15 protein-coding genes and 3 pseudogenes are annotated in these 13,935 nt (G+C 59.5%); 14 read left to right on the top strand and 4 right to left on the bottom strand.

The genetic code is table 11. The features are described from left to right. The first annotated feature begins 174 nt into the window (after positions 1–174). The 6 genes from ACWKV4_RS20425 (at position 175) to ntrC (ending at position 5,213) form a co-directional block, all read left to right on the top strand. A complete protein-coding gene (locus ACWKV4_RS20425; RefSeq protein ID WP_483834024.1) occupies positions 175–591 on the top strand; it encodes a cupin domain-containing protein in 417 nt (138 codons plus the stop codon). A gap of 44 nt (positions 592–635) precedes the next feature. Then, positions 636–1,196 (top strand): chorismate mutase, encoded by a 561-nt coding sequence (locus ACWKV4_RS20430; protein ID WP_483834025.1) that lies wholly within the window; start codon positions 636–638, stop codon positions 1,194–1,196. A gap of 63 nt (positions 1,197–1,259) precedes the next feature. Beyond that, positions 1,260–1,784 carry a DUF4124 domain-containing protein gene (locus ACWKV4_RS20435; RefSeq protein WP_483834026.1) on the top strand — a complete coding sequence of 175 codons (525 nt, stop codon included), beginning with the start codon at positions 1,260–1,262 and terminating at the stop codon, positions 1,782–1,784. A gap of 23 nt (positions 1,785–1,807) precedes the next feature. After that, on the top strand, positions 1,808–2,431 hold the full coding sequence (locus tag ACWKV4_RS20440; protein ID WP_483834038.1) for a DUF4124 domain-containing protein: 624 nt from the start codon (positions 1,808–1,810) through the stop codon (positions 2,429–2,431). A gap of 263 nt (positions 2,432–2,694) precedes the next feature. Then, positions 2,695–3,780, top strand: a complete 1,086-nt coding sequence (gene glnL, locus ACWKV4_RS20445; RefSeq protein WP_483834027.1) for a nitrogen regulation protein NR(II) — start codon at positions 2,695–2,697, stop codon at positions 3,778–3,780. Further along, the gene (gene ntrC / locus ACWKV4_RS20450) at positions 3,777–5,213 is read left to right on the top strand and encodes a nitrogen regulation protein NR(I) (RefSeq protein ID WP_483834028.1); all 1,437 of its coding nucleotides are present in this window, start codon (positions 3,777–3,779) and stop codon (positions 5,211–5,213) included. Before glnL ends, ntrC begins: the two co-directional genes overlap by 4 nt. 360 nt (positions 5,214–5,573) lie before the next feature. On the opposite strand, the gene ACWKV4_RS20455 is transcribed toward ntrC, so the two are convergent. Beyond that, positions 5,574–6,020 carry a hypothetical protein gene (locus ACWKV4_RS20455; RefSeq protein WP_483834029.1) on the bottom strand — a complete coding sequence of 149 codons (447 nt, stop codon included), beginning with the start codon at positions 6,018–6,020 and terminating at the stop codon, positions 5,574–5,576. Between ACWKV4_RS20455 and ACWKV4_RS20460 the strand changes: the two genes are divergently transcribed. From ACWKV4_RS20460 to ACWKV4_RS20475, 4 genes and pseudogenes are all read left to right on the top strand, one after another. Then, positions 6,019–6,474, top strand: a complete 456-nt coding sequence (locus tag ACWKV4_RS20460) for a tRNA (cytidine(34)-2'-O)-methyltransferase (RefSeq protein WP_483834030.1) — start codon at positions 6,019–6,021, stop codon at positions 6,472–6,474. The two genes, ACWKV4_RS20455 and ACWKV4_RS20460, sit on opposite strands and share 2 nt — an antisense overlap. Positions 6,475–6,587: 113 nt before the next feature. Further along, positions 6,588–6,943, top strand: a pseudogene (locus ACWKV4_RS20465) (toxin). Positions 6,944–6,947: 4 nt separating this feature from the next. Next, on the top strand, positions 6,948–7,262 hold the full coding sequence (locus ACWKV4_RS20470; protein WP_483834031.1) for a helix-turn-helix domain-containing protein: 315 nt from the start codon (positions 6,948–6,950) through the stop codon (positions 7,260–7,262). Positions 7,263–7,269: 7 nt separating this feature from the next. After that, a pseudogene (locus ACWKV4_RS20475) lies at positions 7,270–7,341 on the top strand (tRNA (uridine(34)/cytosine(34)/5-carboxymethylaminomethyluridine(34)-2'-O)-methyltransferase TrmL); the annotation flags it as partial. A gap of 91 nt (positions 7,342–7,432) precedes the next feature. On the opposite strand, the gene secB reads toward ACWKV4_RS20475, so the two are convergent. Genes secB through ACWKV4_RS20490 form a run of 3 tightly spaced genes read right to left on the bottom strand, consistent with a single transcriptional unit; the run spans position 7,433 to position 8,621 of the window. After that, positions 7,433–7,918 (bottom strand): protein-export chaperone SecB, encoded by a 486-nt coding sequence (gene secB / locus ACWKV4_RS20480; protein WP_483834032.1) that lies wholly within the window; start codon positions 7,916–7,918, stop codon positions 7,433–7,435. Between the two features lie 36 nt (positions 7,919–7,954). After that, a complete protein-coding gene (gene grxC / locus ACWKV4_RS20485) occupies positions 7,955–8,206 on the bottom strand; it encodes a glutaredoxin 3 (RefSeq protein ID WP_483834033.1) in 252 nt (83 codons plus the stop codon). A 1-nt stretch (position 8,207) separates the two neighbouring features. Continuing rightward, the gene (locus ACWKV4_RS20490) at positions 8,208–8,621 is read right to left on the bottom strand and encodes a rhodanese-like domain-containing protein (protein WP_483834034.1); all 414 of its coding nucleotides are present in this window, start codon (positions 8,619–8,621) and stop codon (positions 8,208–8,210) included. Positions 8,622–8,812: 191 nt separating this feature from the next. On the opposite strand from ACWKV4_RS20490, the gene gpmI reads away from it, so the two are divergent. From gpmI to ACWKV4_RS20510, 4 genes and pseudogenes are all read left to right on the top strand, one after another. Beyond that, complete coding sequence (gene gpmI, locus ACWKV4_RS20495) at positions 8,813–10,348, top strand: 2,3-bisphosphoglycerate-independent phosphoglycerate mutase (protein WP_483834035.1); 1,536 nt, start codon at positions 8,813–8,815, stop codon at positions 10,346–10,348. Positions 10,349–10,438: 90 nt separating this feature from the next. Next, positions 10,439–11,710 (top strand): murein hydrolase activator EnvC family protein, encoded by a 1,272-nt coding sequence (locus ACWKV4_RS20500; protein ID WP_483834036.1) that lies wholly within the window; start codon positions 10,439–10,441, stop codon positions 11,708–11,710. Positions 11,711–11,748: 38 nt separating this feature from the next. After that, positions 11,749–13,077 carry a S41 family peptidase gene (locus ACWKV4_RS20505; protein ID WP_483834037.1) on the top strand — a complete coding sequence of 443 codons (1,329 nt, stop codon included), beginning with the start codon at positions 11,749–11,751 and terminating at the stop codon, positions 13,075–13,077. Positions 13,078–13,080: 3 nt separating this feature from the next. Then, positions 13,081–13,842 (top strand): annotated as a pseudogene (locus tag ACWKV4_RS20510) (divergent polysaccharide deacetylase family protein); the annotation flags it as partial. Positions 13,843–13,935: the final 93 nt, after the last annotated feature.

Consider the following 13,935-nt stretch of genomic DNA (forward strand, 5'->3'; position numbering starts at 1 on the left):
TCCGGAATCTATAATCAGATTCCGGATTTTCCTGCTACCCAAGGATTAGTCAACAATCCTTAAGTGAACAGCATTGCTCCTTCGGGAGGCCTTTTTCTTTGGCGGCATTTCCTTGTTATCCGAGCCTGGCAAGAGCGGCAAGCTTGCCGGCCTACTTCAACGAGAGATGCCAATATGAAGCGAACACTGTGTGCGGCCTTACTGATTGCCGCAATGCCTGCCCTGGCCAGCGCGCCTGCGCCTATTCAATCCACTATCGTGTTGCAAAGCACTACCTCTTGGGACGGCAACCCTTACATAGGGTATCCCGCAGGCAAGCCACAACTCACGGTACGCAACGTAGTACTGCAACCTGGCGCGCAATTCCCCTGGCACACCCACCCTATTCCGGCTGCCGGGTATGTAATTTCTGGCCAGTTACAGGTGGAAAGCCGTGACGGTAAATACAAGACACAACTCGGCCCAGGCGAAGTGCTTGCGGAGATGCAAGACGTGGTTCATCGTGGCCGCAGCGGCGATACAGTGACGGAACTGGTGGTGTTCTATGCTGGCGCTGAAGGGGTACCTATCTCCCAGGAGAGCCCCGAATAAACGCCGCTTGAACAATAACAAAGCCTGCCCAGGAGCTTTGCCCCATGCTTTCTCTGATACGCATCGCGATTACATCTACCCTGCTGCTGGGTGCTACCGCTGCAAGCGCTGATACCTCACCCCAGCCTGAAGCACTGCAGCCCTTGCTTAGCAGCATCGAGCAGCGCTTGAGCATTGCCGATCAAGTCGCGCTAAGCAAATGGGATAGCAAAAAGGCTGTGGAGGACCGCACGCGGGAGCGCGAAGTGATCGCCGGCGCGGTACTGCTCGCACCGCAGTACAGGCTCGAGCCAGCCCTCGTGGAACAGTTCTTCGCCGCTCAGATCGAGGCCAACAAGCTCGTTCAATATGGGCACCTGGCCAACTGGCGCCTTGCCGGAAAAGCGCCCGATACCCCACGCCCAGACCTGGTCAAAACCATTCGTCCGCAGCTTGATGCCCTGCAAACCACCCTGCTGGAGCAGCTGGCAGCCTTTGCACCATACCGTAATAGCCCTAACTGTACCCAATGGGTAGCCCAGGCCGCGAATGAAGGCGACCGCGACGGCCTGCACCGCCTGGCATTGACCCGTGCAACCGGCGAGCTATGCATGGCGGGCCATTAGGCGGTGATCGATAGCGCAGTCTGATCTATGCTACCCACTGTGCAGCTTCAGCCGAGTAGCCCCATGCGTCGCTTCCTTGTGTTCGTTCTTTCGCTGTTGTGCATCCCGGCGTTTGGCCAGATTTACAAATACACCGATGCCAACGGTAATACGGTGTATTCCGAGCACCCACCGGCGGGTAAACCCGCGCAAGAGATGCAGCTTCCCCCGCTCAATAGCGTTCAAATGCCTAAGGGCAAAGCCTCTACACCCGCGCCCATACAACCCGCTCCACCTGCTTCAGCCGCCCCGCCTTCTGCCTATGCCACGCTGGAGCTCACGGATATACCGGCAGATGGTGCCATCCGCGCCAACGACGGCACCTTCGATGTGGGTGTTAACATCCAGCCCCGGCTGGTCGGTGGCCGCTTGCTGCAACTGGTATTGGACGGAGTCGCCTACGGCACGCCCAGCAATGTGCCACGCTTGCAACTGGTTAACGTGGACCGAGGCGAACACAGCCTTTCGGTACAGGTGCTCGAAGGCGCCGACGTAGTTCAAACCAGCCCGCCCAGGACCCTCTACGTATTGCGGGTGAACGCACGTTGAAAGGGGCGTTACTGGTGCTGCTGATGGCAGGGTGCGGAATATGCCAAGCCCAGGTGTATACCTACATCGACGCCCAGGGTAACCGCGTATATACCGACCAGCCCCGTAAGGGTGCCACTTCGGTGAAGGTCCCTGAGGGCAATCGCATGACCCTTCTGCCCCCTAAACCCACAAGCAGTGGCAAGCCCGCTACCAAGGGGGTGCCGAAGGCGCCGCCAGTGACTCTGGTTACCCATTACGAGATGTTCCGCATTCTGGTGCCTTTGCCCGATGCCAGCGTCAGCAATGCGGGAGGCGAGCTGGTCGTTACCCTGACCAGCGAGCCCGCGCTGAGCAATGGGGATCTTTACCGGCTGTTGCTGGATGGTAAACCCGTAAGCGAGCCCGGACCTAGCCCGGTTATTGCCGTACAAAGCGTAGATCGGGGCACACATCAACTGGCTGCGGAAATCCTGGACGCTCAAGGCAATGTCATCGAGCGCACGCCCCCGCAACCCCTGCATATGAAGCGGACCTCGTTGGCTCAGAAACGGCGCATACACCCTTGCCGAAAAGACGATTACGGCGTTCGCCCTGAATGCCCCCCAAGCCTTAAGCCCCCAGATGACGACGACGATGACGATAAAAAAGGCGACGCCAAGCCCTAGCATGCTTGGCAGCCCTGGCTCGCCCCGTTATGGTGCAACCTGATGCACCCTATGCACAGGCATGACCCGAAGTAGCGCAACGCAGCCCTGATCAGAGGGTTACCTTCGCTGTGCCCTCTTGCATACGCTCAATTCACGCTTCTTTTCGGCGCTTGGTTTGGATTTTGCATTTTGCATGCATCAGTGGGGCGCAGGCACTTGTTAACCCCGCACCGAGACCGCGCCTTCGAATGGCGATGGGCCAAAAGAGGTCAAGGATACGCATGACCATTAGTGATGCGCTGCACCGACTGTTACTGGACAACCTCACCACCGCCACCATTCTTCTCAACGCCGAGTTGCGGCTGGAATACATGAACCCGGCAGCGGAAATGCTCCTGGCCATCAGTGGTCAGCGCAGTCACGGTCAATTCATCAGCGAGTTGTTCACTGAATCGGCCGAGGCGCTCAATTCCCTGCGCCAAGCCGTGGAACAAGCCCACCCGTTCACTAAGCGTGAAGCCATGCTCACCGCGCTCACTGGCCAAACCCTCACGGTGGACTACGCCGTTACGCCTATCCTGAACAAAACCGAAACGCTACTGTTGCTTGAAGTACACCCTCGGGACCGTCTGCTGCGCATCACTAAAGAAGAAGCGCAATTGTCCAAGCAGGAAACCACCAAAATGCTGGTGCGCGGCCTGGCTCACGAAATCAAGAACCCTCTGGGGGGCATCCGCGGCGCGGCGCAACTGCTGGCCCGGCAGCTTCCTGAAGAAAGCCTGCGCGATTACACCAATGTCATCATTGAGGAAGCCGATCGCCTGCGTAATCTGGTAGACCGCATGCTCGGCTCCAACAAGCTGCCATTGCTGGCCATGACCAACATCCATGAGGTAGTGGAGCGGGTGTGCAGCCTGGTCAGCGCCGAAAGCCAGGGCGGCATTGCCTTGGTCCGTGATTACGACCCCAGCATCCCTGACGTGCTCATTGACCGTGAGCAGATGATCCAGGCCGTACTCAATATCGTACGCAACGCCATGCAGGCCATCAGCGGCGACAAAGCGCTTCGTTTGGGCCGGATCACCTTGCGCACCCGGACCATGCGCCAATTTACCATTGGGCACACCCGCCACCGCCTGGTGGCGAAAATGGAAATCACCGACAACGGCCCTGGCATACCCGCCGAACTTCAAGAAACGATCTTCTACCCCATGGTCAGCGGCCGCCCGGACGGTACCGGGCTTGGCCTTGCCATCACTCAGAACATCATCAGTCAGCACCAAGGGCTGATCGAATGTGACAGCCACCCAGGCCACACCACCTTTTCGATCTTCCTGCCGCTAGAACAAGGAGCTGCTTCGTCATGAGCCGTAGTGAAACCGTCTGGATCGTCGATGACGACCGCTCTATCCGTTGGGTCTTGGAAAAAGCGCTGCAACAGGAAGGCATGGCGACCCAAAGCTTTGACAGTGCCGATGGCGTAATGAGCCGCCTGGCCCGGCAGCAGCCGGATGTGATCATCTCGGACATCCGCATGCCAGGCGCCAGCGGGCTTGATCTGCTTGCACGTATCCGCGAAGAGCATCCTCGCCTGCCGGTGATCATCATGACGGCCCACTCCGACCTAGACAGCGCTGTAGCGTCTTATCAGGGTGGCGCTTTCGAATACCTGCCCAAGCCCTTTGACGTGGACGAAGCCGTGTCGTTGGTCAAACGGGCCAACCAGCACGCCCAAGAGCAACAGGGCCTGGACGTGCCACCCACGCTGACCCGCACGCCTGAGATCATTGGCGAAGCACCGGCCATGCAGGAGGTATTCCGGGCCATCGGCCGGTTAAGCCATTCCAATATCACGGTGCTGATCAATGGCGAGTCCGGTACTGGCAAGGAGCTGGTCGCCCACGCACTGCACCGGCACAGCCCAAGGGCAGCCGCGCCGTTCATTGCATTGAACATGGCCGCCATCCCTAAAGACTTGATGGAGTCCGAACTCTTCGGCCACGAGAAAGGCGCCTTCACGGGGGCGGCCAACCTGCGGCGGGGCCGATTCGAACAAGCCGATGGCGGCACGCTGTTCCTGGATGAGATTGGCGATATGCCTGCCGATACTCAAACCCGACTGCTGCGGGTACTGGCCGATGGCGAGTTCTACCGAGTGGGCGGCCATACGCCGGTGAAGGTGGACGTGCGCATCATCGCCGCTACCCACCAGAATCTGGAAAACCTGGTTCATGCGGGGAAGTTCCGGGAAGACCTGTTCCATCGCTTGAACGTAATCCGTATTCATATTCCACGGCTGTCGGACCGGCGTGAAGACATCCCGACCTTGGCGCGACATTTCCTGAGCCGGGCAGCCCAAGAGCTGGCAGTAGAACCCAAGCTGCTCAAGACCGAAACCGAGGACTACCTCAAGCACCTGCCGTGGCCTGGCAATGTGCGGCAGTTGGAAAATACCTGCCGGTGGATCACAGTCATGGCCTCTGGCCGTGAGGTGCATGTTTCCGACCTGCCGCCTGAACTGCTCAGCCTGCCGCAAGATGCAACGCCCGTTACCAATTGGGAGCAGGCCCTGCGCCAATGGGCCGACCAGGCACTGGCCAGAGGGCAATCCAACCTGCTGGACAGCGCGGTGCCTAGTTTCGAACGCATCATGATCGAAACCGCGCTCAAGCACACCGCTGGCCGTCGCCGGGACGCGGCTGTGCTGCTGGGTTGGGGCCGCAATACCCTCACCCGAAAAATCAAAGAGCTGGGTATGAAAGTAGCCGGCGGCGAGGAAGACGAGGGCGACGACGCCTAACCTCTGTATCGCCCCGCTCCGGCGGGGCTGGTGGTTATCAATAGCGCCTGAAACCTGCAATGTGCACCCTAAGCCAGCACGCGGCGCGTATGTTGCACCGCTGCGATGCAGGCCTGAGTCAGGTATTGAACACAAGGGTCAGCCACCATGCTTAGCCTTAACGATAAGAAATATAGTCATTTCAATGGCTTGAGTATAAATCTCAGTAAGCGCTAAACCCTGGCACGCCCCCTGCAATATCTGTTTTACCTACAGTTTCGGGGGCCTTGGTACAGGCAGGCCAAGGTCCCCCTCTTTACACCAGGGCGCTCGCCCTACCCTTTCAGGGGCTTTGGTTCAGGCAGGCTGAAGTACCCTCTTTTATTCGTCCCGGAGGCTCACATGGAGCCTCCAGCGGCCCTCCGCTTCCTCTCCCACCCACTGGGCACTCAATTGCCGTGCGGCAATGATGTTCAGTAACAGGCCTTTATCCGTATGGCGCAGGGCCCATTTGGCCTGGCGCCCTTCGAGTTCCAGTTGGCCTTGCAACTGCGGGCCACTGGCGTCGAAGAGAATGGCCACGGTCCCATCGACGATCTCCCCATGCACCTGGGGCGCCTGGTCGAACCACAGGTTCATCTCGCCGCCCGGTAGCAACTCTACCTTGTCGAATGCGCTACGGCCTGGCTCGGTCAGTTTGCCGATCATCAGCCCCACCAGCACCCCAAAGATGGCCAGCGACCCTAGAAAGCGAGGCCAGAGGGAGGATCGTGGTGGCAACACTTCGGCGTTAGAATGCTGCCCGTCGTTCATATCGGAGCCGCGCATGTTTCACGTCATCCTGTTTCAACCGGAAATACCGCCCAATACGGGCAACGTTATCAGGCTCTGCGCCAACAGCGGCTGTCATCTTCACCTGATCGAGCCCATCAGCTTCGAGCTGGACGACAAGCGCCTGCGCCGGGCCGGGCTGGATTACCACGAGTATGCCCCACTTCAACGCCACGCGGACTTGCAAAGCTGCCTGCAAAGCCTGAGCAACCCACGGGTGTTCGCCTTCACCACCAAAGGCTCTCAACCCTTTCACGACGTAGCGTTCGAGCCTGGCGACGCCTTTGTGTTCGGCCCAGAAAGCCGCGGCCTGCCGCCAGAGGTGTTGGACAGCTTCCCCGCCGACCGCCGCCTGCGCCTCCCCATGCGCCCCAACAGCCGCAGCCTCAACCTCTCCAACACCGTAGCCATTGCCGTATACGAGGCCTGGCGGCAGCATGGGTTTGCTTGAGCGCGTTCTGCTCTCATACGGAGGCATCACACCGGAGCTAACGTATAGCTGGCACATAGCGAAAGAGACCTATCAATTTTGAAAATCATACGCAACTTGCGTACACTGCACCGATGGAAGCGATCTTTTTTGAAACCCGAAGGTTTAGCGCTACAGTTGCCCAATACCTGACCGACGACGAATACCATCAGCTGCAAGAGGATCTTCTCGAAAATCCTGAATGCGGCGTTGTTATGCCAAGGACTGGAGGTTTTCGGAAGCTGCGTTGGGCTGACAGGCGTAGGGGAAAAGATAAACGGGGGGCCTGCGAGTGATTTATTACTGGCTAGCCGATAATGGCCAATTTTGGATGTTTGCCATCTATGACAAGGACGAACTCGAAAATCTAACGTCGGAACAGGAGCGCTTGCTTAAGCAAGCAATCAGCGCTGAGATCTCCGAGCGACAAGCTACGGTTCATCGAGGATAGCAGAATGAAAGAACGTGATCTGTTTGCCGAAATGATGGAGGGCATCGGCGACATGAAGGCCCAGCGCGAGGGCAAAATCACTCTCCGGCAGCATCGGTTGCCGACGTTAGAGGCGCCTACGGTGTCTGCACAAGAAATTGTCGCCATTCGCGAACGTCACCACATGTCTCAAGAGGTTTTCGCACGTCATATTCGGACCAAACCTGCGACGCTAAAAAATTGGGAGCAGGCGAAAGCATGCCCAAGCCCCCATGCAGCGATGCTACTTAAATTGGTGGAAAGATACCCTGACATGTTGGACCGGTTAGGGGCCATTTAATGACTATAGAAACCTCAACCTCTCCAACACCGTAGCCATTGCCGTATACGAGGCCTGGCGGCAGCATGGGTTTGCTTGAGCGTGGTGAACAACTGTGGGACCAGGCGAAGCCTGGGATAAACCACCACCCATAAAAAACGCCCCGAAGGGCGTTTTTCATTTCAGCGGGCTTAGGCCTGAGGGGCTTCGCCGGCTTCCTGCATGCGCTGCAGCTCTTGGGCATACAGGGCGTCGAAGTTGACCGGGGCCAGCATCAGCGCCGGGAACGACCCACGGGTCACCAGGCTATCCAGGGTTTCGCGCGCATAGGGGAACAGGATGTTCGGGCAGAACGCGCCCAGGGTGTGGCTCATGGCGCCAGCATCGAGGCCTTTGATCATGAAGATACCAGCCTGCTGCACTTCAGCGATGAACGCGACTTCTTCGACGTTCTTCACGGTCACTGACAGGGTGAGCACCACTTCGTGGAAGTCACCATCCAGTTGCTTCTGGCGGGTGTTCAGGTCCAGCGAAACGCTTGGTTCCCACTGCTGGCGGAAGATGGCCGGGCTTTTCGGGGCCTCGAACGACAGGTCGCGCACATAGATGCGCTGCAGCGAGAATTGAGGGGCATCGGCGTCTTCGTTGGCCGCGCTGTTGGTAGCTTGATCAGTCATGACAGATCCTTCTTGTAGCGTTCAATAGGAGTGGGTTCAGCGCAACAGCGGGTCTAACTTGCCCGCCCGCTCGAGGGCGTAAAGGTCATCGCAGCCACCCACGTGAAGGTCGTTGATCCAGATTTGAGGCACCGAGGTACGGCCGGCTTTCTTGGTCATCTCCGCCCGTAGTTGCGGCTGACCGTCGACCCGAACCTCTTCGAAGGCAACGCTCTTTTTGGTTAGCAGCGCCTTGGCACGGGTGCAGTAGGGGCACCAGTCACTGGAATAAACGACGATACGAGGCATGTCACTTCACCAAAGGTAGGTTGTCGGCACGCCAACTGGACACACCGCCACCTAGCTTGGCCGCGGTGAAACCACTCTTGAGCAGGTCGCGGCATACGGTGCCGGCATGCTGGCCCATGGCATCGACGATGATCAGGGTTTTGCCCTTGTGTTTTTCCAGCTCCGCGGCGCGAGCCTGGAGTTTGTCCTGAGGAATGTTCAGGGAGTCAACGATGTGGCCGCTGGCGAAGTCTTTCTTGGCGCGAATATCGATCACCACCGCCTTGTCGGCGTTCACCAGCGCGGTCAGTTCGCGGGGGCTGAGGCTACGACCGCCACGGCTGCTTTCCATTACCAGCAGCAAAACGAGGAGAATGACAAACAGACCGACAAGCAGATAGTGATTGGTGGCGAATTCCAGCAAGTGAGCGACCATCGACAGCTTCCAGAGCACGAAAAATGGCGGCCAGTATACACAGCGGCTGACCCCGGCCAAAGCCCACCCGGCGCCTGTTTCATGGAACCGCGACCCCACGCGGCGGTCTGCCACTCACGCGCTGGTACTCAGGCCACGCCGAATTGCCCTAAGATAGCCCTTCTATCCTCTTTCAACCGTGAGTGGGAACCATGACAGCCACGCCAAAACCCCTGGTCCTGATCATCCTCGACGGATTTGGGCACAGCGACAGCCATGAATACAACGCTGTCTATTCTGCCAACAAGCCGAATCTCGACAAGTTGTTGCAAACCCACTCCAATGGCCTGATCTCAGGCTCGGGCATGGACGTTGGGCTCCCCGATGGGCAAATGGGTAACTCCGAGGTAGGCCACATGAACCTGGGCGCCGGCCGAGTGGTGTATCAGGACTTCACCCGGGTAACCAAAGCCATCCGCGACGGTGAATTCTTCGAAAACCCTACTATTTGCGCGGCAGTGGATAAAGCAGTAGGCGCTGGCAAGGCCGTACACGTAATGGGCCTGCTTAGCGACGGTGGCGTACACAGCCATCAGGACCACCTGGTGGCCATGGTCGAACTGGCTGCCCGCCGTGGCGCCGAACGCATCTACCTGCATGCCTTTCTCGATGGCCGCGACACGCCGCCCAGAAGCGCGCAAGGCTCGCTTGACCTGCTCGAAAGCACCTTCCAGCGTCTGGGCAAGGGCCGCTTCGCCAGCTTGATCGGCCGCTATTTCGCCATGGACCGGGACAACCGCTGGGATCGCGTAAGCGCGGCCTACAACCTGATTGTCGACGGCGCTGCCCAATACCATGCCGCCAACGCCACTGAAGGGCTGGAAGCTGCCTATGCCCGGGGCGAGAGCGACGAGTTCGTGAAAGCCACCACCGTGGGTGAACCGGTGACCGTGGAAGACGGCGACGCTGTTATATTTATGAACTTCCGGGCCGACCGCGCCCGTGAGCTGTCCCGTGTATTCGTGGAAAACGACTTCGCAGATTTTCCCCGTGCCCGCCAGCCAAAACTGGCCGGCTACGTGGGCCTTACTCAGTATTCCGCGAAAATCCCGGCCCCGGCGGCCTTTGGCGCGACCAGCCTGAACAACGTGCTGGGCGAGTACCTGGCCAAGAACGGCAAAACCCAGCTGCGTATCGCCGAAACCGAGAAATACGCGCATGTGACTTTCTTCTTCTCTGGTGGCCGCGAAGAGCCTTTCGAAGGCGAAGAGCGCATTCTGATCCCCTCGCCGAAGGTCGCTACCTACGACCTGCAGCCTGAAATGAGTGCGCCGGAAGTGACCGACAAGATTGTCGATGCCATCGAGAACCAGCGCTACGACGTGATTGTGGTCAACTACGCCAACGGGGACATGGTCGGTCACAGCGGCATCATGGAAGCGGCCATCAAAGCCGTGGAGTGTTTGGACACGTGCGTGGGCCGCATTACCCAGGCGCTAGAAAAGGTAGGCGGCGAGGCTTTGATCACCGCGGACCACGGCAACGTGGAGCAGATGGAAGACACGTCCACCGGCCAGGCCCATACGGCGCACACCACCGAGCCAGTTCCGTTTATCTATGTGGGCAAGCGCTCCTTAAAGGTACGTGAAGGCGGCGTGCTGGCCGACGTGGCGCCCACCATGCTGATGCTCCTGGGCCTGGAGAAACCTACCGAGATGACCGGCCACTCGATTCTCGTCAACGCCTGATCCTCGGTTGAAAGGGCGCACACGCGCCCTTTTGATTGCCAGTGCCGCCGGGCATACTACGCGCTCTTTTCTTTCGGTAACCGCCTACCAATGCTTCGCGCCCTTGCCTTCCTTGCCCTCGCGGCCCTGACGCTTCCGGCCTTGGCCGACGATCGCGCCCAGACCCAACAGCAGATCGAAGCCACCCGACAGGATATCAACGAGCTGAAGAAGGTCCTGACGCAGCTGCAGCAGGAGCGCGAAGGCGTGCAAAAAGACCTGCGTGGCACCGAAACCGAGATGGGCAAGCTTGAAAAACAAGTGGACGCCCTTCAGCAGCAGTTGAAGAAAACCGAAAGCGAGCTACAGCGGCTCGAAACAGAGAAAAAAAAACTTCAGAGTTCCCGCGCTGAACAGCAAAAGCTGATCGCCATTCAGGCTCGGGCCGCCTATCAGGGCGGCCGCCAGGAGTACCTGAAGCTATTGCTGAACCAGCAGAACCCTGAGCAATTCGCGCGCACCCTCACCTATTACGATTACCTGAGCCAGGCGCGCCTGGCCCAGCTCAAGGCTTTTAACGAAACCCTCAAGCAACTGGCCGGGGTGGAAAAAGACATCCAGATGCAACAGGCCCAGCTCTTGGTGCAACAGAGCACCCTCGGGCAACAGCGCGATGAACTCGACCAAGTGCGCAAAGAGCGCCAGGCCGTATTGGCCAAGCTTAATGGTGACGTGAAAGCCCGTGACCAAAAGCTGCAGCAGCGTCAGCAAGATCAGGCTGACTTGCAGAAGGTGCTGGCCACTATCGAAGAAACCCTGGCCAGGCAAGCGCGGGAGGCCGAAGCAGCGCGGCGCAAGGCCTTGCTGGCCCAGCAAGAAGAAGAGCGCAAGCAACGTGAGGCCGCCGTGGCGCGTAATACCCCGCCGCCCCCGCCGCGCAAGCAGGCCCCTGAAGTACGCGTAAGCACCGGCGAAACCTTCGGCGGCGCATTCGGTGCGGCCCGGGGCAAACTTCCATGGCCAGTTGACGGTCGATTGTTAGCACGCTTCGGCGAAGCCCGTGACGATGAACGGACCCGCTGGGACGGGGTGATGATCAGCGCATCGGCGGGTACCGCCGTGCATGCCGTGCACGGAGGCCGCGTGGTGTTCGCCGACTGGCTGCGCGGTGCAGGCCTGTTGGTGATTCTCGACCATGGAGATGGTTACCTGAGCTTGTACGGGCATAATCAGTCGTTGCTTAAAAGTGCCGGGGAGGTCGTCAAGGCTGGTGAGGCGATCTCCACGGTCGGCACCAGCGGTGGGCAGGATACATCGGCGTTGTACTTCGCCATTCGCCAGCAAGGTCGGGCCACCGACCCTGCACAATGGTGCCGCGGTTGACCCGGCGCCGGTTAAACAGGATCAGGAGTTCGTTCGACATGCTGCATTCGTCCCGCCTTTCCATGCTGGCTCTTGCTTTGATGATGGCCGTGCCCCTGGCCAATGCGGCTGAGCCCGCGCCCGTCACGCGGCCACCCGCTGCCCCAGCGGCCGCGCCTGCCGCGCCCGCCAAGCCCCCCCTGCCACTGGATGAACTGCGTACCTTTGCCGAGGTGATGGACCGCATCAAGGCGGCCTACGTGGAACCGGTAGACGACAAAACCCTGCTGGAGAACGCCATCAAGGGCATGCTCAGCAACCTAGACCCCCACTCGGCCTACTTGGGCCCTGAAGACTTCGCCGAGCTGCAGGAAAGCACCAGTGGCGAATTCGGCGGCCTGGGCATTGAAGTGGGCGTAGAAGATGCGTTCATCAAGGTAGTTTCGCCCATTGACGACACCCCCGCTAGCCGCGCGGGCATCGAGGCGGGCGACCTGATCGTCAAAATCAATGGCCAGCCCACCCGTGGCCAGACCATGAACGAAGCCGTGGACAAGATGCGCGGCAAGGTTGGAGAAAAGATTACCCTGACCTTGGTGCGTGACGGCGGTAACCCCTTCGACGTAACCCTGGCGCGGGCCGTTATCCAGGTGAAGAGCGTGAAAGCGCAGCTGCTGGAAGATGGCTACGGTTATATCCGCATCACTCAGTTCCAAGTCAAAACCGGCGAGGAAGTGGGCGCGGCCCTGGCCAAGCTGCGCAAGGACAACAACAAGAAGCTCAACGGGCTGATTCTGGACCTGCGTAACAACCCTGGTGGCGTGCTGCAAGCCGCCGTGGAAGTGGCCGACCACTTCCTGACCAAGGGGCTGATCGTGTACACCAAGGGGCGTATCGCCAACTCCGAACTGCGCTTCAATGCCGACCCGGCCGATGCCAGCGAGGGCGTGCCTCTGGTGGTGCTGATCAACGGCGGCAGCGCCTCGGCGTCGGAAATCGTGGCCGGCGCCTTGCAAGACCAAAAGCGGGGCGTATTGATGGGCACGGATAGCTTCGGTAAGGGCTCGGTGCAGACTGTGCTGCCGCTCAACAATGATCGCGCGTTGAAGCTCACCACAGCCCTGTACTTTACGCCCAATGGGCGCTCCATCCAGGCCCAGGGGATTATCCCGGACGTGGAAGTACGGCGCGCCAAGATCACCCGTGAGCAGGACCCAGAAACCTTCAAGGAAGCTGACCTGCAAGGGCACTTGGGCAATGGCAACGGTGGGGCGGAACGCCCAAGCGGCCCAGGCAGCGACAAGAAAGCACGGCCTCAAGACGACGACTTCCAGTTGGGCCAGGCGCTGAACTTGCTCAAGGGCTTAAGGATAACGCGCGGTAACTGACCCATGCGTGCGGGGCTAGTGGCAGGCCTGCTCACTTTTATATGGGTGGGCCAGGCCCTGGCGGCCACCCCTCCCGCTTACCTCAGCCTGATCATTGATGATTTGGGGCAAACTCCTTCCCGTGATAGCCGCGCCTTGGCACTACCGGGGCCGGTAACCTTGGCAGTCATGCCAGATACCCCCCATGCAACGGCGTTCGCCCGCCAGGCCCATCATGCTGGGAAAACCGTAATCGTCCACATGCCCATGGACCCCGCCAATGGCCCCTTCGCGTGGCGGCCAAACCTGCCTGAGGATGAGCTGCACAAGCGTTTGAGCGCCGCATTCGAAGCTGTGCCCTTTGCCGCCGGCTTGAATAATCACGAAGGCAGCCGCATGACCGCGCAAGCAAGTGCCATGGCGCTATTGGCAGCTGAGCTGCAACAGCGTGGGCTGTTTTTGATTGACAGCCGTACCAGTGCAGCGACCCAGGCCGCCGCGCAGGCCCAGGCCATTGGCTTGGCCAGCGTGTCGCGGGATGTGTTCCTGGACGATGTGCGTACGCCAGAGGCGATTGCCCAACAGGTGCAGAAGGCTGTAATGCTGGCGCACAAGCAGGGTTCGGCGGTCGTGATTGGCCACCCGTACCCCCAAACCTTGAGCGTACTGGAGCAGGCCCTACCTAGGCTTAAAGCACAGGGGGTGGAGATGATAGGCATCCGCCAGATGATCGCCGAACGCAGCAATCAAGCCATGCGCGGGCATGGCCGGAAGGGAAAATATACACCCACTACCCCTCCCTCTGAACTGCGCCCCAAAACCTGGACAGTGATCGTTAAGCCGTTTGAGCCTGGGCCCTGTACGCTACAGGGCTTAGGT

Source organism: Pseudomonas artemisiae (assembly GCF_057128685.1).